The sequence below is a fragment of the Tsukamurella sp. PLM1 genome, assembly GCF_023168325.1.
Taxonomy (GTDB): domain Bacteria; phylum Actinomycetota; class Actinomycetes; order Mycobacteriales; family Mycobacteriaceae; genus Tsukamurella.
Genome location: NZ_AP025688.1, coordinates 2,576,657 through 2,596,208, shown reverse-complemented (window position 1 = coordinate 2,596,208; position 19,552 = coordinate 2,576,657). Strand labels below are relative to the sequence as shown.

General features: G+C 71.0%; 12 protein-coding genes and 4 pseudogenes. 14 read left to right on the top strand and 2 right to left on the bottom strand.

Annotated features, from left to right (window positions below; genetic code table 11):
* Positions 1-40 precede the first annotated feature (40 nt).
* The 5 genes and pseudogenes from uvrC (at position 41) to MTP03_RS13370 (ending at position 6,883) form a co-directional block, all read left to right on the top strand.
* Complete coding sequence (uvrC, locus tag MTP03_RS13390; protein ID WP_248488713.1) at positions 41-2,086, top strand: excinuclease ABC subunit UvrC; 2,046 nt, start codon at positions 41-43, stop codon at positions 2,084-2,086.
* The gene (locus tag MTP03_RS13385) at positions 2,083-3,222 is read left to right on the top strand and encodes an SLC13 family permease (protein ID WP_248488711.1); all 1,140 of its coding nucleotides are present in this window, start codon (positions 2,083-2,085) and stop codon (positions 3,220-3,222) included. Before uvrC ends, MTP03_RS13385 begins: the two co-directional genes overlap by 4 nt.
* 38 nt (positions 3,223-3,260) lie before the next feature.
* Positions 3,261-4,301 carry an iron ABC transporter substrate-binding protein gene (locus MTP03_RS13380; protein WP_248492167.1) on the top strand — a complete coding sequence of 347 codons (1,041 nt, stop codon included), beginning with the start codon at positions 3,261-3,263 and terminating at the stop codon, positions 4,299-4,301.
* Positions 4,298-5,825, top strand: a pseudogene (locus MTP03_RS13375) (ABC transporter permease). The gene MTP03_RS13380 and the pseudogene MTP03_RS13375 overlap by 4 nt, the downstream one beginning before the upstream one ends.
* The gene (locus tag MTP03_RS13370) at positions 5,822-6,883 is read left to right on the top strand and encodes an ABC transporter ATP-binding protein (protein WP_248488710.1); all 1,062 of its coding nucleotides are present in this window, start codon (positions 5,822-5,824) and stop codon (positions 6,881-6,883) included. The pseudogene MTP03_RS13375 and the gene MTP03_RS13370 overlap by 4 nt, the downstream one beginning before the upstream one ends.
* 33 nt (positions 6,884-6,916) lie before the next feature.
* Here MTP03_RS13370 and ggt read toward each other — a convergent pair.
* Both ggt and MTP03_RS13360 read right to left on the bottom strand, forming a co-directional pair.
* A pseudogene (gene ggt / locus MTP03_RS13365) lies at positions 6,917-8,879 on the bottom strand (gamma-glutamyltransferase).
* Positions 8,880-8,970: 91 nt separating this feature from the next.
* On the bottom strand, positions 8,971-9,420 hold the full coding sequence (locus tag MTP03_RS13360; protein WP_248488708.1) for a M15 family metallopeptidase: 450 nt from the start codon (positions 9,418-9,420) through the stop codon (positions 8,971-8,973).
* 219 nt (positions 9,421-9,639) lie between these two features.
* Between MTP03_RS13360 and rapZ the strand changes: the two are divergent.
* The 9 genes and pseudogenes from rapZ (at position 9,640) to ppc (ending at position 19,496) form a co-directional block, all read left to right on the top strand.
* Positions 9,640-10,496 (top strand): annotated as a pseudogene (rapZ, locus tag MTP03_RS13355) (RNase adapter RapZ).
* Positions 10,493-11,454: pseudogene (gene yvcK / locus MTP03_RS13350) on the top strand (uridine diphosphate-N-acetylglucosamine-binding protein YvcK). The pseudogenes rapZ and yvcK overlap by 4 nt, the downstream one beginning before the upstream one ends.
* Before the next feature lie 56 nt (positions 11,455-11,510).
* Entirely contained in the window at positions 11,511-12,494 is a 984-nt protein-coding gene (gene whiA / locus MTP03_RS13345; RefSeq protein WP_248488707.1) for a DNA-binding protein WhiA, read from the top strand.
* Between the two features lie 46 nt (positions 12,495-12,540).
* Positions 12,541-13,185, top strand: a complete 645-nt coding sequence (locus tag MTP03_RS13340) for a hypothetical protein (protein ID WP_248488706.1) — start codon at positions 12,541-12,543, stop codon at positions 13,183-13,185.
* Between the two features lie 106 nt (positions 13,186-13,291).
* Positions 13,292-14,308 carry a type I glyceraldehyde-3-phosphate dehydrogenase gene (gap, locus tag MTP03_RS13335; protein WP_248488704.1) on the top strand — a complete coding sequence of 339 codons (1,017 nt, stop codon included), beginning with the start codon at positions 13,292-13,294 and terminating at the stop codon, positions 14,306-14,308.
* A complete protein-coding gene (gene pgk, locus MTP03_RS13330) occupies positions 14,308-15,546 on the top strand; it encodes a phosphoglycerate kinase (protein ID WP_248488702.1) in 1,239 nt (412 codons plus the stop codon). The genes gap and pgk overlap by 1 nt, the downstream gene beginning before the upstream one ends.
* Positions 15,543-16,325 carry a triose-phosphate isomerase gene (gene tpiA / locus MTP03_RS13325; protein WP_248488701.1) on the top strand — a complete coding sequence of 261 codons (783 nt, stop codon included), beginning with the start codon at positions 15,543-15,545 and terminating at the stop codon, positions 16,323-16,325. Before pgk ends, tpiA begins: the two co-directional genes overlap by 4 nt.
* 25 nt (positions 16,326-16,350) lie before the next feature.
* Entirely contained in the window at positions 16,351-16,587 is a 237-nt protein-coding gene (secG, locus tag MTP03_RS13320) for a preprotein translocase subunit SecG (protein ID WP_248492159.1), read from the top strand.
* A gap of 143 nt (positions 16,588-16,730) precedes the next feature.
* The gene (ppc, locus tag MTP03_RS13315) at positions 16,731-19,496 is read left to right on the top strand and encodes a phosphoenolpyruvate carboxylase (protein WP_248488700.1); all 2,766 of its coding nucleotides are present in this window, start codon (positions 16,731-16,733) and stop codon (positions 19,494-19,496) included.
* The last annotated feature ends 56 nt before the right edge of the window (positions 19,497-19,552 follow it).

Below are 19,552 nucleotides of genomic sequence, written 5' to 3'. Positions count from 1 at the left end.
CGCACCCGAACATGTCGGCCACCCGTCCTAATCTGGATGGGTGGCCGATCCGCAGAGTTACCGCCCGGCACCGGGCACCATCCCCACGCAGCCCGGCGTGTACAAGTTCCGGGACAAGCACGGCCGTGTCATCTACGTGGGCAAGGCGAAGTCGCTGCGCAGCCGCCTGAACTCGTACTTCGCGGACGTCTACGGGCTGCACCCGCGAACGCAGCAGATGGTCACCACCGCCGCCTCGGTCGAATGGACCGTGGTGAGCACCGAGGTCGAGGCTCTCCAGCTCGAGTACAACTGGATCAAGGAGTTCGACCCGCAGTTCAACGTCCGCTACCGGGACGACAAGACCTATCCGATGCTCGCGGTCACCCTGAACGAGGAGTTCCCGCGGCTCTACGTCTACCGCGGTCCGCGGCGCAAGGGCGTGCGGTACTTCGGCCCGTACAGCCACGCCTGGGCGATCCGCGAGACGCTCGACCTGCTGCTGCGCGTGTTCCCCGCCCGCACCTGCTCGGCCGGGGTCTTCAAGCGACACAATCAGATGGGCCGGCCCTGCCTGCTCGGCTACATCGACAAGTGCTCGGCGCCCTGCGTCGGACGGGTGACCGCCCCCGAACACCGGCAGATCGTCGAGGACTTCTGCGACTTCCTCGCCGGCAAGACCGACAACCTCATCCGTCAGCTGGAGAACGACATGCTCGGCGCCAGCGAGGAACTCGACTTCGAGCGCGCCGCCCGCCTCCGGGACGACGTGGCGGCCCTGCGCAAGGCCGTCGAGAAGCAGGCCGTGGTGCTCGGCGACGGCACCGACGCCGACGTGATCGCCTTCTCCGCCGACGAGCTCGAGGCGGCCGTGCAGATCTTCCACGTGCGCGGCGGCCGGGTCCGCGGCCAGCGCGGCTGGGTGGTGGAGAAGCCGGGTGACGCGGAGCAGAACGAGCACGCCGAACTGCTGGAGCAGTTCGTCACCCAGTTCTACGGTGAGGAGGCCGAGCGGGCTATGCAGTCGGGCGACGGTGCCCCCAACCCCGTGCCACGCGAGGTCCTCGTACCCGTGCTGCCGGACGACGTCGACGAACTGCAGGACTGGCTCACCGGATTGCGCGGCGCCCGGGTGTCGCTGCGCATCCCGCAGCGCGGCGACAAGCGCACCCTCATGGAGACGGTGGAGCGCAACGCGGTCGAGGCGCTGCACCAGCACAAGCTCAAGCGTTCCGGCGACCTCACGGCCCGCTCGGCGGCGCTCCAGGGCCTGCAGGACGCGCTGGACCTCGACGAGGCGCCGCTCCGCATCGAGTGCGTCGACATCAGCCACATCCAGGGCTCCGACGTGGTCGCCTCGCTCGTCGTCTTCGAGGACGGCCTGGCGAAGAAGTCCGACTACCGGCACTACGGGATCAAGGAGGCCGCGGGCGACGGCCACAGCGACGACGTCGCGTCGATCGCCGAGGTCACCCGCCGCCGCTTCCTGCGCCACCGCGCGGACACAAGACAGGCCGAGGACGCCGGTGGCGCCGAAGGGACCGGCGACAACGGGATCGGCCTCGCCGCTGCCGACAACGGGATCGGCCTCGCCGCTGCCGACAACGGGGGCGACCTCGCCCCGGAAGCCGCGATCGACCCGCAGACCGGACGTCCGCGCCGGTTCGCGTACCCGCCCAACCTCTTCGTGGTCGACGGTGGCGCTCCGCAGGCCGCCGCCGCCCAGGAGGTCCTGGACGAGCTGGGCGTCACCGACGTCGCGGTCGTCGGCCTCGCCAAGCGCCTCGAGGAGGTGTGGGTCCCCGGCGACGACGACCCCGTCATCCTGCCCCGCAGCTCGGATGCGCTGTTCCTGCTGCAGCGCGTGCGCGACGAGGCGCACCGGTTCGCGATCTCCTTCCACCGCAGCAAGCGCTCCAAGCGCATGACCGCGAGTGCGCTCGACGCGATCCCGGGGCTCGGTGAAACGCGGAAGGCTGCGCTGCTGCAGCACTTCGGTTCGGTGACCAAGCTCCGGGAGGCGAGCCTCGAGGAGATCGTGGAGGTCCCGGGTATCGGGCTCACCACCGCCCGCACGGTCCTCGACGGCCTGCGCGCCGACGCGTGAACGCCGGCGAGATCGTCGCGCAGGTCGCGCCGGTCCTGGTGTTCCTCCTCGCCATCACCGTCATCGCCGAGATCGCCCAGCTGGCAGGGGTGTTCGATGCCCTGGGTGTGTTCGCCGCGCGCCTCGGACGAGGCCGCGTCACGCTGATGTGGTTGTGGTTGGTCCTCGCCGCCTGCGCGGCGACGATCGTTCTGAGCTTGGACACCACTGCCGTGCTGCTCACTCCCGTGGTGCTCGCCGCGGCGTCGCGGCTCGGCCTGTCGCCCTTGCCGTTCGCGATGACCACGGTCTGGCTCGCCAACACAGCCTCGCTGCTGCTGCCGGTATCGAACCTCACCAACCTACTCGCCGTCTACCACCTCGAGGGCGGCGTCCGGGCGTACATCGCCCTCTCGTGGCGGCCCGCGCTGGCGGCGATTGCCCTCACCGTCGTCGTGCTGTGGCTGCTGCACCGCCGCGACCTGCGCGGCCGGTACGCGGTCCCCGACGTCGCGCCGCCCGCCGACCGGGTTCTGTTCGGCATCGCGGCGGCCGTCTGCGTGGCGTTGGGGCCGGCCTTCGCGCTCGGAGTCCCTCCGGCCGCGGCGTCGACGGTGGCCGCGCTCGCCCTGGTCGCGGCGCTCGCGGTCCGCGCCCCGCAGCGCCTCCGCGAGATCGTGGTGCCCTGGCGGATGGTGCTGATCCTCGCGGCGGTGTTCGCCGCAGTGCAGGCACTGCTGGCGGTCGGGTTGGAGGACCTGGTGCGCGGTGTGGCGGGGGAGGGGACGGCACCGTCGGACCTGCTGCGGTTGGCGGGCACCGGGGCCCTCGCCGCTAACGGCGTCAACAATCTGCCCGCCTACCTCGCGCTCGAGCCCGTTGCGGTCGGGGAACCGGTGCGCCTCATGGCGCTTCTCGTCGGCGTGGGGATCGCGCCCGTGGTCACGTTCTGGGCGTCGCTCGCGACGCTGCTGTGGCGGGAGCGGTGTGCCCGCGCGGGGTGCGGATCTCCGCCCGACGGTTCGCGATCCACGGCGTGGTCCTGGCCGTTCCGGCGACGATCGCCGCCGTTCTCGTTGTCTGACGCGTCCGGTAATCCATCGCGTTCCGCGCCGCGGACGCTTAGTGTAGCGTCGCCTTACTCTCGATCGTCGTGAGTCATCTCGTTGCTCAAGAAAAGGATTCGACGATGTCATTGCGCACACGCTCCACCCTGGCCGCCGCTCTGGTGGCGGTGGCCTCCCTCACGATCACGGCCTGCGGGTCGAGCGGCGACGGTGCGGCACCGTCGAGCTCGAGCTCCGCGGGCGGCGACCTGACGCTGTACAACGCCCAGCACGACACCCTCGCGAAGGAGTGGGTGGAGAAGTTCACGGCGGAGACGGGCATCAAGGTCACCATCCGGCAGGGCAAGGATTCCGAACTGGCGCAACAGATCATCGCCGAGGGCGACCGCTCGCCCGCCGACGTCTTCCTCACCGAGAACTCGCCCGCCATGACCCAGGTCGAGAACAAGGGCCTGTTCGCCGATGTCGACCCGGCGACGCTCGCGCAGGTCGGCAACGGCCTCAAGCCGTCCACGGGCAAGTGGACGGGCATCGCGGCCCGCTCGACGGTACTGGTCTACGACAAGCGCAAGGTGACGCCCGAGCAGTTGCCGAAGTCGATGGCCGACCTCGCGATGCCGGACTGGAAGGGGCGCTGGAGCGCGTCGCCCTCGGGCGCGGACTTCCAGGCGATCGTCTCGGCGTACCTGCAGCTCAAGGGCGAGCAGGCCACGAAGGACTGGCTGAAGGCGATGAAGGACAACGCCAAGGAGTACAAGGGCAACGGCGCCGCCATGAAGGCCGTCAACGCCGGTGAGGTCGACACCGCTCTGATCTACCACTACTACTTCTACGGCGACCAGGCCAAGACCGGCGAGAACTCCGGCAACGTGGGCACCCACTACTTCAAGAACCAGGACCCCGGCGCCTTCGTCTCGATCTCCGGCGGTGGCGTGCTGAAGTCGTCGAAGAAGCAGGCGCAGGCCCAGCAGCTGCTGAAGTTCATCACCTCCAAGGCCGGCCAGGAGGTGCTCGAGAAGGGCACGTCCTTCGAGTACCCGGTGGCCTCGGACGTCCCGGCCAACCCGAAGCTCGTCCCGATGGCGGACCTCCAGGCCCCGACGGTCGACCCGGCCAAGCTCAACGGCCCGCAGGTCGTGACCCTGATGACCGAGGCGGGCCTGCTCTGAGGCTGCTCGCCCTCGCGGCCGCCGCCATCGCGGCGGTCGCGGCGGTGCCGCTGGGCTTCGTCGTCTACACGACGATCGACACGGGCTGGGCGGAATCCGCTCGGCTCGTGTTCCGGCCCCGCGTCGCCGAGCTCCTCACCAACACCGTGCTACTCACGGTGATCGCGGTGCCGCTCAGCGTGATCGTCGGCGTCGGCGGCGCCTGGCTGGTCGAGCGGACCACGCTGTGGGGCCGCCGCGCCTGGTCGCTGCTCGGCGGCGCCCCTCGCCATCCCCGCGTTCGTCGGCAGTTACGGCTGGGTCTCCGCGATCCCGTCGCTGGGCGGGCTGTGGTCGGGCGTCCTCATCGCGGTCCTGTTCTACTATCCGCTCGTCTACATCCCCGTCGCGGCGGCGCTGAGCCGCCTCGACCCCGCGCTCGAGGAGTCCGCCGCCGCGCTTGGCCTCGGCCGGTGGGCGGTGTTCGCCCGGGTCGTGCTCCCGCAGTTGCGGCTCGCCGCCCTCGGTGGGGCCGTGCTCGTGGCGCTGCACCTGCTCGCCGAGTACGGGGCGTTCGCCATGATCCGGTTCGACACCTTCACCACCGCGATCATGGTCCAGTACCAGTCGACCTTCAACGGCACCGCCGGGTCGATGCTCGCCGGGGTGCTCGCGCTGCTGTGCCTGTTCCTGCTCCTCGCCGAGGTGGCCGCGCGCGGCCGGGCCCGCTACGCGCGGGTCGGCTCAGGCGCCGTTGCGACTCCGGAGCGGATTCCGTTGGGCGGCCACCAGGCCGGGGCGCAACTCGCGCTCCTGGCGCTGGTGGGCGCGGCTCTCGGGCTCCCGTTGTGGTTCGTCGTGCGGTGGACCGTGCGCGGCGCCGCGCAGATGGTGCCGGCCGACCTCCTCGAGGCGCTCGGCACGTCCCTCGGCTACGGTGCGGTCACCGCTGTGCTCACCGTCGTCGCAGCGTTTCCGCTCGCGTACCTCGCCGTCCGCCGCCCGAACCGGGTCACCCGGACGCTGGAGGCGTCGACGTACATCAGCAGCGCGATGCCGGGCATCGTCATCGGCCTGGCCCTGGTCACGGTCTCGATCCGGGTGGTGCCCGACCTGTACCAGAGCGCGACGGTGCTGATCCTCGCCTACGCCCTCCTGTTCCTGCCCCGCGCCGCCGTCGGCCTGCGCGCCGGTCTCGCGCAGGCGCCGGTCCCGCTCGAGGAGGCGGCCCGCGCCCTAGGCGCGCCGCCGCCGATCGCCTTCGCGCGCATCACCCTCCGCCTCACCGCGCCCGCGTCAGCGGCCGGCGCCGCCCTCGTCTTCCTCGCCGTGACGAACGAGCTGACGGCGACGCTGATCCTGGCGCCCAACGGAACCCGCACCCTGGCAACGGAGTTCTGGGCTCGGAGCAGCGAGATCGACTACGCGGGCGCGGCGCCCTATGCGCTGGCCATGGTGCTGCTCTCGCTGCCCACCACGTACCTGCTGTTCCGCCAGTCCCGCCGGGCCGCGGGACGCACCACCCGGACGAAAGGAGCCGCATGAGCGCCGAACTCGCCCTGCGCGGGCTCACCAAGCGGTACGGCGCCGACACCGTGCTGCGGGACGTCGACCTGACGGTGCCCGCGGGGTCCATCACCGCGGTGGTCGGGCCGTCCGGTTCGGGGAAGACCACGCTGCTGCGCCTCGTCGCGGGCTTCGCGCGGCCCGACGCCGGGAGTGTCCGCCTCGGCGACCGCTACCTCGCCTCGGACTCCGTCTGGGTCGCCGCACACCGGCGGGGCGTCGGCTATGTCGCGCAGGACGGTGCGCTGTTCCCGCACCTGTCGGTGGCGCGGAACATCGCCTTCGGCCTCGGTGCCTCGCTGCCCGTGCGGCGGCGCGCCGCGGCTGGACGGGTCGCGGAGTTGTTGGACACGGTTTCGCTGGATCTCGCTCTGGCGCGGCGCTATCCGCACGAGCTGTCCGGTGGGCAACAGCAGCGCGTCGCGCTCGCGCGGGCGCTGGCGGGGAGCCCCAGGATCATGCTGCTCGATGAGTCCTTCTCCGCGCTCGACGCGGGGCTGCGGGTGGCCACCCGCGCCGCCGTCGCCGACGTGCTCGGGACGGCGGGCATCACCACGGTGCTGGTCACGCACGACCAGTCGGAGGCACTGTCCTTCGCCGACCAGGTCGCCGTCCTCCGGAACGGCGCGCTGGAGCAGGTGGGCCCACCGGCGCAGGTCTATTCGCGTCCCGCTTCCGAAGCCGTAGCCCGGTTCCTCGGCGACGTCGTCGTGCTCGACGGTGCGCTCGACGGTGCCGTCGCCGAGACGGTGCTGGGGCGGATCCCCGTCGCCGGGGCCGACGGTGCCGCCCGGCCCGCCCCGGTGGCCCTGTTGCTGCGCCCCGAACAGATCCGGATCGCGGCGGAGGGCGTGCGCGCCACCGTGACCCGGGTCGAATTCTTCGGGCCGGACGCCACCGTCTGGCTGACGCTGACCGACGGGCCCGTCATCGAGATCCGGCACCCGAGCACGGAGCTGCCCGCGCCCGGCGACGAGGTGCGGCTATGCGTGACGGGCTCCGCCGTGATCCTCGATCCGGCTGCCGCTCAGCGGTAGGCGAGCAGCGGCACCGTCGCCACGTCGGAGGGATCAGCCACCGCCGAGCACGATCCCCTCGCGGCGCGGATCGGCGCCGCCCGCGAACACCGACCCCTGCTTGACGATCGCCGAGAGCCCGGAGACCTGGGGCGCCAGGTTGAGCTGATGCCCGAGGCCCGTGAGCGCCTCCACGACCTTCTTCCCCTCGTCGGTGCCGAGGACCGGGTGGGCGCTGTCCACGTTGGTCTTCGGCGTGTTCGCCGCGCCGAAGTTGGCCATGCCCACCGCCTGCTGCGGGTCCAGCTTCCAATCGGTCAGGCCGATGATCGTCTTGATCACGAACTGGATGATCACGGCGCCGCCGGGGAGCCGAGCGCCCCGATCGCGTCGCCCCGTGCCCCGTCGGAGCCCTTCGCGAACAGGATCGTGGGCGACATCGAACTGCGCGGTCGCTTGTTCGGCTGCACCCGGTTCGCCACCGGCTGCCCGGCGGAATCGGCGGGTTCGGCGGAGAAGTCGGTGAGCTGGTTGTTCAGCAGGAAGCCGTCGACCATGTGATACGAGCCGAACGCTGACTCGATGGTGGTGGTCATCGACGCGACGTTACCGAACTTGTCGAGCACCGTGATGTGGCTGGTGCCGTGCTCCGGTGTGGTCGTCACACCCGGTGTGGCGGTGGCGAACTCGCCGGGCTTCGCGGTGCCCATGGACTTGTTCCGGTCGATCAGCTTCGCGCGGCCGGCGAGGTACGCCGGATCCACCAGCGCGGCGGGCGATCCGCCCGGGAGCGGGATGAAATCGGGATCGGCGATGTACTTGTCGCGGTCGGCGTACGCGAGCCGCTCGGCCTCGGAGATCAGGTGGATCGCCTCGGCGGTGGGGATACCGCCGTCGGGGCCGGGATCGGCGCCGTGCACGGCAGCCGGCCCCAGCTTCGACAGGTCGAACGAGTTGAGGATGCCGAGCGCCTGCGCGACGGTGATCCCGCCCGACGACGGTGCGGGCATGCCGCACAGTTCCCGGTCGCGGTACGGGGTGCAGACCGCCTCGCGGGTCTTCACCTGGTAGTTCGCGAGGTCCTCGAGCGTCATGGTCCCGGCGGTGCGGCCGCCGGTGGTGTCCCGCACGGAATCGACGATGGCCTGGGCGATCGCCCCGGTGTAGAAAGCCTTCGGGCCCTCGGAGGCGATGGCGCCCAGGGTCTTCGCGTAGGCGGGGTTGGTCAACCGGACGCCGGCCTTCTTCGGCGCGCCGTCGGGCTCGAGGAAGTAGGCCTTGAGGTCGGCGTCGTCGGCGAAGTTCTCCGCCTCGTCGGCGAGCGCGCCGGCCAGGCGCGGGCTGATGTCGAAGCCGTCGTCGGCGAGCTTCGTCGCGGGGTCGAACAGTTCGCGCCAGGACTTCTGTCCGTGCTCGCCGTGGACGGCTTCGAGGAGCCGCAACGCGCCGGGCACGCCGATCGCGCGGCCGGAGGATCGGGCGTCGGGCTTCGGCGCGGTCCGGTCGTCCGGTGAGATCCAGCGCAGGTAGTTCTCGTCGGCGCTCGCCGGCGCGGTCTCACGACCGTCGTAGGCCTGCACCTTCTTCGACTTCGCGTCGTAGTACAGCAGGAACGCGCCTCCCGCGATGCCGGAGGACTGCGGTTCGACGAGGCCGAGCACCGTCTGCGCCGCGACCAGGGCGTCGGCCGCCGTGCCGCCCCCGGCCAGTACCTCGCACGCCGCCTTCGTGGCGATCGGGTTCGCGGTGGCGGCGGCGTAGTCCTTGGTGTGGGTGACCGGCAGGCCGGAGCGGTAGCCGGAGGCGCCCTCGGGGTTCACGCTGATGTCGCGGGCGCCGGTCGGCGACGCGGTGGACGACGGCCGGTACATCGTTCCCTCGGCGGCCGTGGCGTCGCAACCCCGGCGGCGACGGCCGGCGTCGCGGACGGCGTACCGTCGGACCCCGACGTGCCGCACCCCGCCAGCGCGAGGGGGATGACGAAGGCGACGGCGGCCGCTGACCTGAGACGGAACATGGCGTCCTCCAAGCGATCGGATCATCGCAACGTAACACCGGCCCGCGGGCCGCGCGGAGGGTTCGGGAGAGCGGCGAAGGAGTCGCGAGAGTCAGCGGTACGACGCGTCGGGCACCGTCGCGGGGCACGCTCCACCCGGGGACGTCGCCAGTTCGAAGTGCCACCACTCGTTGTCGAACGTGCGGCACAGGCCCCAGCGGTGGCCGTTCGCGTGGAGCCACGCGGCGCCCTCCCACGGCCCCACGTCCACGGCGTCGCCACTGACGTGCGTGGACTGGGCGGGCGGCAGGACCCACCGTCGCGCGGCTCCGGCTGAACCGTGGGTCGCCAGTCCGTTCTGCCACAGGGACTCCTGCTGCGCCCAGGAACGTTTGCCGGACGTGACGCTCAGCACGACCCCGGCGGAACCGGCCGCGCGGTACGCCGCCGAATACGCATCCGCGAGCGCGGGATTCAGGCCGGCGGTGCCGGGTGCCGTCTCGGCCCAGGCGGACGGTGCCACCAGCAGCGTTGTCGCGAGGGCAGCGGCCGTTGCGGGCACGCAGAGGGATCGAAGACCGGACACGGTTGATCACTGTAGCGCTGTCGCTCGGTCGGGGGCTCACGCTGGAGTCGGCGCGAGGGCCGTGCGGGATGGCTACGCTGGGTACGTATCCACGACGGGACAGGAGGGGACGTGCGTCCGACCGGGGATCAGGACTTCCGCGCCGGCGAGCGGGCCGAGGAGCGGACCGTCGGCGAACACCGCAGCGACGGCCCGATGGACGTCCTGCTCGTGACCGGACTGTCCGGCGCGGGGCGCGGCACCGCTGCCAAAGTGCTCGAGGATCTGGGCTGGTACGTGGCCGACAATCTGCCACCCGCACTGATCAGCAACATGGTGGACATCTCGCTGGCCGACGAGTCGCGGATCCACCGCCTGTGCATCGTCACCGATGTGCGTAGCCGCACGTTCACGGGTGACTTCGCGAACATCCGGAGGAACTGGCCGAGAAGGAGATCGAACCGCGGGTGCTGTTCCTCGACGCCTCGGACGAGGTGCTGATCCGGAGGTTCGAGCAGGTGCGGCGCAAACACCCGTTGCAGGGCAGCGGCACGCTCGCCGAGGGTATCGCGGCCGAGCGTCGCATCCTGCAGCCCATCCGCTCGACGGCGGACCTGGTGCTCGACACGTCGGCCCTGTCGGTCGCGCGGCTGCGCGAGACGATCGAGAATTCGTTCCGCACGCTGCGTTCCGGGACGATCACCGTCACCGTCGAATCGTTCGGCTTCAAGAACGGGATCCTATTGGACGCCGACATGGTGCTCGACGTTCGGTTCCTGCCCAACCCGTTCTGGGTGCCGGAGCTGCGCCCCCGCAACGGCCTCACCGCCGAGGTGTCCGGCTACGTGCTCGGCCAGCCCGGGGCGTCGGACTTCCTGGACACCTATGCGGCGCTGCTCGATCCGGTGCTCGCGGGGTATCGCCGAGAGGGCAAGTCCTACCTCACGGTGGGGATCGGGTGCACCGGCGGTAAGCATCGCAGCGTCGCGATGACCGAGGAACTGGTGCGTCGGTTGTCGGGACGCGAGGGCATCGAGGTGCGCGCCGCGCACCGGGATCTGGGGCTGGAATGACCGCGCTGAAGGTGGCGTCGCTGGGCGGTGGCCACGGCCTTTTCGCGACGTTGCGGGCGATGCGCGAGCTCGAGGCGGACATCACCGCGATCGTGACGGTCGCCGACGACGGCGGCTCGTCCGGACGGCTGCGCACCGAGTTGGGCATCATCCCGCCGGGGACCTGCGCATGGCGCTGGCCGCGCTGATGCCCGACGACGACCGCGGCGAGTTCTGGGCCGGGATCTTGCAACACCGGTTCGGCGGCGGAGGGGCGATGGCCGGGCATCCGGTGGGAAACCTGCTGCTGGCCGGGCTGTGCGAAGTCCTGGGCGACCCCGTCGAGGCGCTCGACGCGATCGCCGACCGGTTCGGCGTCGAGGGGCGGGTACTGCCCATGGTGCCGGGGCCGCTGCGGATCGAGGCCGACGTGACCGGGCTCGAGGACGACCCGCGCCTGTCGCGGGTGATCCGGGGGCAGGTGGCGGTCGCGGTGACGCCGGGCAAGGTCCGGCGGGTGCGGCTGCTGCCGGCGCACCCCGAGGCGTGCGTCGATGCCGTCGACGCGATCCTCGCCGCCGACGTGGTGACGCTCGGGCCGGGATCCTGGTTCAGTTCCGTCATCCCGCACGTCCTGGTCCCGGAGCAACTCGACGCGCTCCGCCGCACGGCCGCGCGGCGGGTGCTGATCCTGAATCTCGCGCCCGAACCCGAGGAGACGGGTGGCTATTCACCCGAGCGGCACCTCCACGTCCTCGCGGCGCACGCCGAGGGACTGCGGTTCGACGACGTCATCGTCGACGCGGGCACCGTCCCGCCCGGAACGGAGCGTGAGCATCTGATCCGCGCGACCGCTTTGCTGGGCGCGCGGCCACATTTCGTCGACGTCGGCGTGCCGGGCACCCATCAGCACGCCCCGAGTGCTCTGGCAGCCGCGATCCGAAAAGTGGCCTACAGTGAACGTCCGAGCCGAGAATAGTTAAGCTTTCGTGTTTCAAAACCGACGTAACCGAGAATCCTAGGAGGGGTCCCGCTGTGGCGCTGACATCCCAGGTCAAGGACGAGCTGAGCAGGCTGTCCATCACCCAGGTGAGCGCACGCCGCGCAGAAGTGGCGTCGCTGCTGCGTTTCGCGGGCGGGCTGCACATCCAGGGCGGACGGGTGATCGTCGAGGCCGAGGTGGACATGGGCATCACCGCGCGCCGCCTGCGCAAGGAGATCCTCGACCTGTACGGCTACAACTCCGACGTGCATGTGCTCGGCGCGGGCGGGCTCCGCAAGGCGGCGCGGTACATCGTGCGGGTGGTCAAGGACGGCGAAGCCCTCGCCCGGCAGACCGGTCTGCTCGATATGCGGGGCCGCCCCGTGATCGGGCTGCCGTCGCAGATCGTCGGCGGGTCGGTGCACGACTCCGAGGCGGCGTGGCGCGGCGCGTTCCTCGCGCACGGCTCACTGACCGAACCGGGCCGGTCGAGCGCGCTCGAGGTCTCGTGCCCCGGTCCGGAGGTCGCGCTGGCCCTCGTCGGCTGTGCCCGCCGGCTGGGTGTGACGGCCAAGGCGCGCGAGGTCCGCGGAGCGGACCGGGTGGTGGTGCGCGACGGCGAGGCGATCGGCGCGCTGCTCACGCGGATGGGCGCGAACGACACCCGGCTGGTGTGGGAGGAGCGCCGCATGCGGCGCGAGGTCCGGGCGACGGCGAACCGTCTGGCCAACTTCGACGATGCCAACCTCCGACGGTCCGCCCGGGCCGCCGTGGCGGCCGCGGCGCGCGTCGAGCGCGCGCTCGAGATCCTCGGCCCGGACGTGCCGGACCACCTCGCGCAGGCGGGATCGCTGCGCGTGCAGCATCGCCAGGCATCCTTGGAGGAGCTCGGGCAACTCGCCGACCCGCCCATGACCAAGGACGCCGTCGCCGGCCGGATCCGGCGGCTGCTGTCGATGGCGGACAAGCGCGCCGCCGCCGACGGCGTGCCGGACACCGAGTCCGCCGTCACCGCGGACATGCTCGACGAGGGCTGATCGACACAACGAATTTATGGTTCGCCCATGTGGATATGGTCGGTACATGGGTGATCCGGCGGAGGTTGTGATCGGACGTGGCCGGCGAGTGGTGCGCGTCCTGCGGTGGTTCGCGATCCTCGTGGTGCTGCTCGCGGCCTGCTATGCGCTGATCTTCGCGCCGGAGCTGCACGCCGCCGGGCGGCGCATCCACGGCGGCGGCATGTGGTTCGGCCGGGCGTGGCCGGCCTGGCTCGCGGCCGGAGTCTGGGTGGTCACGGGCGTGCTCGCGCTGGTTCAGTTGCTGTTCCTGGCGGTTCTGTACGGCTACGCGCTGATGGCGTCGGTGCGACGGCTCTACTGGTGTGCGCACCGGCGCCGGGCGGTACGGCGCTGGCGCCCCATCGCGGCCGCGGCGGGGATCGGGCCGGTGCGGCGCTGGCTCGCGCTGCGGGCCGGGACCAACGAGCCGACCAAGAAGTCGATCCGGCGACTGTGGACCGCCCGGACGCCGAGGTGGCTCGGCCGCGGCCTGTTCCTGCTCGGCGTCGTCGGCACGCTCGGGGCGTGGATCGGGATGGGGGCCGACCTGACGTCCATGCCCTCGGGCCTGTTCATCTTCGTCCTGGTGGCGCACGCGTATCTGTCGGACGAACGTGCGCCGAGCGTGTTCGTCTCGCGCACCGTCGGGCGGCACGCGAAAGCCGACTGAACGGGCACGTTCGGCACCATGCGCAGAACTGGTAATAACCAAGCGGGAGGGGTGATCCGGGGCTACCGTTGACGAGCAGGTATTCCTGACCCGAAGGAGCACGACGGTGACTGTTCGCGTAGGTGTCAACGGATTCGGCCGGATCGGCCGCAACTACTTCCGGGCGGTCGCCGCTCAGAAGGCCCTCGGTACCACCGACGTGGAGATCGTGGCGGTCAACGACCTGACCGACAACGCCACGCTGGCGCACCTGCTGAAGTTCGACTCGATCCTCGGCCGCCTGGCCGCGGAGGTGGCGGCCGACGGCGACACGATCCGGGTGGGCGATCAAGTGATCACCGCGCTCGAGGTCAGCGAGGGGCCCGCCGCCCTGCCGTGGGGCGACCTGGGTGTGGACGTGGTGATCGAGTCCACCGGCATCTTCACCGCTCGCGACAAGGCGCAGGGGCATCTGGACTCCGGCGCGAAGAAGGTGATCGTGTCGGCCCCCGCCGCCGGGGCCGACCTCACGGTGGTGATGGGTGTCAACGACGACAAGTACGACGGCAGCCAGAACGTGATCTCCAACGCCTCGTGCACCACCAACTGTCTCGGCCCGTTGGCGAAGGTCGTCAACGACGAGTTCGGCATCGTCACCGGCCTGATGACCACCGTCCACGCCTACACCGCCGATCAGAACCTGCAGGACGGCCCGCACCGCGACCTGCGCCGCGCACGGGCTGCGGCGCTCAACGTGGTGCCCACGTCCACCGGGGCGGCGAAGGCGATCGGCCTCGTGCTGCCGGAGCTCGCGGGCAAGCTCGACGGGTACGCGCTGCGCGTGCCGATCCCCACCGGCTCGGTCACCGACCTGACGGTGCAGTTGGAGAAGAAGGCGACGGTCGAGGAGATCAACGCCGCGATGAAGGCGGCCGCCGAGGGCGGGCTGAAGGGCATCCTCAAGTACTGTGACGCGCCGATCGTCTCCTCCGACATCGTGACCGACCCGCACAGCTCGATCTTCGACGCGGGACTGACCAAGGTGATCGACGATCAGGCTAAAGTCGTGTCCTGGTACGACAACGAATGGGGCTACAGCAACCGCCTCGTGGACCTGACTGATCTGGTAGGTAAATCGCTCTGATGACCGTTCCCACACTTTCCGACCTGCTGTCCGAGGGCGTAGAGGGCCGCACCGTGCTGGTCCGCAGCGACCTGAACGTGCCGCTCGACGACTCCGGGGTGATCACCGACGCCGGCCGCATCGTCGCGTCGGTGCCGACACTCAAGGCGCTCGCCGAGGCCGGCGCCAAGGTGATCGTGACCGCGCACCTCGGCCGCCCGAAGGGTGAGCCCGATCCGAAGTTCTCCCTCGCGCCCGTCGCGAAGGAGCTGGGCGAGCGGCTGGGCCGCAACGTCCAGCTCGCGGGCGACGTCGTGGGACAGGACGCGCTCGCGCGCGCCGAGGGGCTCACCGACGGTGACGTGCTCCTCCTCGAGAACGTCCGCTTCGACCCGCGCGAGACCAGCAAGGACGACGCCGAGCGCGAGGCGCTCGCCCGCGACCTCGCCGAGCTCGTCGACGTCTCCTCGCACGCCGGCGAGGGCGCCTTCGTCTCCGACGGCTTCGGCGTGGTGCACCGCAAGCAGGCTTCGGTCTTCGATGTGGCGAAGCTGCTCCCCGCGTACGCCGGCGGCCTCGTCGACGCCGAGGTGCGCGTCCTCGCGCAGCTGACCGAGAACCCGTCGCGGCCCTACGCCGTGGTGCTCGGCGGCTCCAAGGTCTCCGACAAGCTGGGCGTCATCCGCGCGCTGGCGCCGAAGGTCGACACCCTGGTGATCGGCGGCGGCATGGCCTTCACCTTCCTCGCCGCGCAGGGCTACTCCGTGGGCGCCTCGCTGCTCCAGGAGGACCAGATCGAGACCTGCACGCAGCTGCTGGAGGAGTTCGGCGATGTCCTGCACCTGCCCGTCGACGTCGTGATCGCCGACTCGTTCGCCGCCGACGCCGCATCGAAGACCGTCGCCGCCGACGCGATCGAGGACGGCTGGATGGGCCTCGACATCGGCCCCGAGTCCGCGCGGCGGTTCGGCGCCGTGCTCACCGAGGCCAAGACCGTGTTCTGGAACGGCCCCATGGGCGTCTTCGAGTTCCCGGCCTTCGCGGCCGGCACGAAGGCCGTCGCGGAGTCGGTCATCAAGGCCACGATGGGCGGCGCCTTCACCGTGGTGGGGGGCGGCGACTCGGCCGCCGCCGTGCGCACGCTGGGCCTCGACGAGGACGGTTTCAGCCACATCTCCACCGGTGGCGGCGCCTCGCTGGAATACCTCGAGGGCAAGGAACTCCCCGGCCTGAAGGTCCTGGAAGGAGGCGAATCATGAGCCGCAAGCCGCTCATCGCCGGCAATTGGAAGATGAACCTCAACCACCTCGAGGCGATCGCGGTGGTGCAGAAGTTGGCGTTCGCTCTGCCGGACAAGTACTTCGCGCACGTCGACGTGACGGTGATTCCGCCGTTCACCGACCTGCGTTCGGTGCAGACGGCCGTCGACGGCGACGATCTGAAGATCACCTACGGTGCGCAGGACCTCTCGCCCCACGACTCCGGCGCCTACACGGGTGACATCTCCGGCGCCTTCCTCGCCAAGCTGGGCTGCACGTACGTGGTGGTCGGGCACAGCGAGCGCCGCACGATCCACGGCGAGACGAACGAGCACGTCCTCGCCAAGACCAAGGCGGCGCTGCGGCACGGCCTCACGCCGATCGTGTGCATCGGGGAGGGCCTCGACATCCGCGAGCAGGGCACCCAGGTTGAGTACAACGTGGAGCAGCTCAAGGGCTCCCTCGCCGGGCTCAGTGCCGAGGAGCTGTCCAAGACCGTCATCGCGTACGAGCCCGTGTGGGCGATCGGTACCGGCAAGGTGGCCACCCCGCAGGACGCGCAGGAGGTGTGCGCCGCGGTGCGCGCGACCATCGCCGAGCTCGGCGGCGCCGAGGTGGCCGCAGGGATCCGCGTCCTGTACGGCGGTTCGGTGTCGAGCAAGAACGTGGGCGAGCTGGTCGCCCAGCCCGACGTCGACGGCGGCCTCGTGGGCGGGGCGTCGCTCAAGCCCGACGAGTTCGCCGCGCTGAGCGCGATCGCGGCCGGCGGGCCGCTCTGAGGTAGGCTGGATCCTCGTGGAAACTTTGCAGTTGGTGCTGAAGATCGCGATCGTCGCTCTGAGCCTGTTGCTGGTGGTGCTCGTACTGCTACACCGCGGCAAGGGCGGCGGTCTGTCGTCGCTGTTCGGCGGCGGCGTGCAGTCGTCGCTGTCGGGCTCGTCCGTGGTGGAGAAGAACCTCGACCGCGTGACGATCTTCGTGGGCATCATCTGGACGGTCTGCATCGTCGGCGTCACCCTGAGCATCAAGCTCAGTTCCTGACGCCTCCGGTAGAGCGACTCAGCGCCGCGGACCCGCCCGGGTCCGCGGCGCTGTCGCGTTTCCGGCGGTTGCACGCGGGCGGACGCACGCCCATATGGGCGCACGGCGGGACTACGGCGGTGCAACAGGGCATACTGCGTGCAATGACCACTGAGCCAGCGCGCGCCGCCACAGAACCACTCCGTGACGACATCCGCCTGCTGGGCGGGATCCTCGGCGACACCGTCCGCGAGCAGGCCGGCGACGCGATCTTCGAACTGGTGGAGCGGGCGAGGCGGGAGTCGTTCGCCGTGCGCCGCTCGGAGATCGACCGGGAGCAGCTCGCCGCGATGTTCGCTGACCTCCCCACCGGGGAGGCCGTCCCCGTGATCCGGGCGTTCTCGCACTTCGCGTTGCTCGCCAACCTCGCGGAGGATCTGCACCGCGAGCGACGCCGCGCCATTCACGTGCGGGCGGGCGCGCCGCCCCAGGCGTCCTCGCTCGCGCACACGTACGGGCTCCTCGCGGCCGCGGGGCTCGACGGCGCCGAGGTCACCTCGGCCCTCCGGCACGCGCTCGTCGTGCCCGTCATCACGGCGCACCCGACGGAGACCCGGCGCCGTACGATCTTCGACACGCAGCACCGGATCACCGAGCTCATGCGGTACCGCGACCGTACGCAGCTCGACGGCGCGGAGGAGGAGCAGGTGCAGCGCGCGCTGCGGCGCCAGATCCTCACGCTGTGGGACACCGCGCTCGTTCGCCTCGAGCGGCTACGGATCCAGGACGAGATCGAGAACGGGCTGCGGTACTTCGACGCCGCGTTCCTGGCCGTGATGCCACGGATCAACCGCGGTGCGCGGGAGCGGCTGCGCGAGCTGTACCCCGGCACGCAGCTGCTGGCCGAGCCGATCGTGCGGCCCGGGTCGTGGATCGGCGGCGACCGTGACGGTAACCCGTTCGTCACCGGCGAGGTCGTCACGATGGCGTCGCGCCGGGCCGCCGCGACGGCGCTCGCGCACTACCTGCGCGAGCTGCTGGCACTGGAACAGGAACTCGCCCTCAGCTCGCGGCTCACCAGCGTGTCCGACGAGTTGCTTGCGCTCGCGGCCTGGGACGACTCGCCCAAACGGGCGGACGAGCCGTACCGGCGCGCGCTGCACGGCATCCGCGGGCGCCTGTCCGCGACCGCTGACGCCCTGCTCGACGGTCCGCTCGACGAGCCGCTCGCCGATCGGGTCGACATCGGGGCGCAGCGGTACGGCGCACCGTCGGAACTCCTGGCGGACCTGGGCGTGGTGGACGCGTCCCTGCGCGCCGGCGGCGACGGGCTGATCGCGGACGACCGGCTTCAGGATCTGCGGGACGCCGTGCACACCTTCGGCTTCCATCTGTCGGGTCTGGATCAGCGGCAGAACTCCGACGTGCACGCCGACACCATCGCGGAGTTGTTCGCGTGGGCCGGCGTGCACCCGGACTACGCCTCGCTGGACGAGGACGCGCGGGTGGCGCTGTTGACCGACGAGCTGCGGCTGCGGCGCCCGCTCGTGGGGCCCGGCGCCGAGTTCTCCGAGCAGACCGCCAAGGAGTTGGGGGTGCTGCGCGCCGCGGCGCGGGCGGTCGAGATCCTGGGCGAGCGAGCGGTGCCGAACTACATCATCTCGATGTGCACCTCGGTGTCCGATCTCCTCGAAGCGGCCGTGCTGCTCAAGGAGGTGGGCCTGCTCCGGCCCGACACCGGGGGCGGCGCGGACTGCCCCGTCAACATCGTGCCGCTGTTCGAGACCATCGAGGATCTGCAGCAGGGCGCGGCGACGATGCGCGCCGTGCTCGAGGTACCCGTCTACCGGTCGCTCGTGGACGGCAAGGGCGGCCTCCAGGAGATCATGCTGGGCTACAGCGACTCCAACAAGGACGGCGGCTACCTCGCCGCGAACTGGGCGCTGTATCGGGCCGAGCTGGATCTGGTCGCCATGGCGCGGGACACCGGGATCACGCTGCGGCTGTTCCACGGCCGCGGCGGCACCGTCGGCCGCGGCGGCGGTCCGAGCTACGACGCCATCCTCGCCCAGCCGCCCGGCGCGGTCCGCGGCACGCTCCGCCTGACCGAGCAGGGCGAGATCATCGCCGCGAAGTACGCGGAACCGGCTCTCGCGGTGCGGAACCTGGAATCGCTGGTCGCGGCGACGCTCGAGTCGACGCTGCTCGACGTGGAGGGCCTCGGCGACGGCGCGGAGGAGGCGTACGAGGTCCTCGACGAGCTCGCGGCGCTGGCCCGCGAGGCCTACGGCGACCTCGTGCACCGGACCGACGGGTTCGTCGAGTACTTCACCACGTCCACGCCCGTGGAGGAGATCGGCTCGCTGAACATCGGCTCGCGCCCGAGCTCGCGCAAGCAGACCTCGCAGATCTCCGACCTGCGGGCCATCCCCTGGGTGATGGCGTGGTCGCTGTCGCGCGTGATGCTGCCCGGGTTCTACGGCACCGGGACGGCCTTCGAGACGTGGATCGGCGGAGATCCGGCCCGCCTCGAGCGCTTGCGGGAGCTGCACCGGCGGTGGCCGTTCTTCCGCTCCGTGTTGTCGAACATGGCGCAGGTGCTGGCGAAGTCCGATCTGGGGCTGGCCGCAAGATACGCCGAGTTGGTGCCCGATGCGGCGCTGCGCGAGCGCGTGTTCGGCAAGATCGCCGACGAGCACCGCCGAACCATCGAGATGTACTACGCGATCACCGAGACCGACGATCTCCTCGCCGACAACCCGGCGCTCAAGCGGTCGGTGTTCAACCGGTTCCCCTACCTCGAGCCCCTCAATCACCTGCAGGTGGAGCTGCTGCGCCGCTACCGCTCCGGCGACACAGATCCGCAGGTCCAGCGGGGGATCCTGCTGACGATGAACGGTCTGGCCACCGCGCTGCGGAACTCCGGATAGCGGTCTCCACCCCAGGGCGGACGACGGGGCCGCACCGCGACGGTACTGTCTGCCGC

Bases quoted from the DNA above. Each gene is read 5' to 3' on its own strand.
- ppc (WP_248488700.1), top strand. From the start codon at position 16,731: ATGACCACTGAGCCAGCGCGCGCCGCCACAGAACCACTCCGTGACGAC.
- MTP03_RS13370 (WP_248488710.1), top strand. From the start codon at position 5,822: ATGAGCGCCGAACTCGCCCTGCGCGGGCTCACCAAGCGGTACGGCGCC.
- tpiA (WP_248488701.1), top strand. From the start codon at position 15,543: ATGAGCCGCAAGCCGCTCATCGCCGGCAATTGGAAGATGAACCTCAAC.
- MTP03_RS13340 (WP_248488706.1), top strand. From the start codon at position 12,541: ATGGGTGATCCGGCGGAGGTTGTGATCGGACGTGGCCGGCGAGTGGTG.
- pgk (WP_248488702.1), top strand. From the start codon at position 14,308: ATGACCGTTCCCACACTTTCCGACCTGCTGTCCGAGGGCGTAGAGGGC.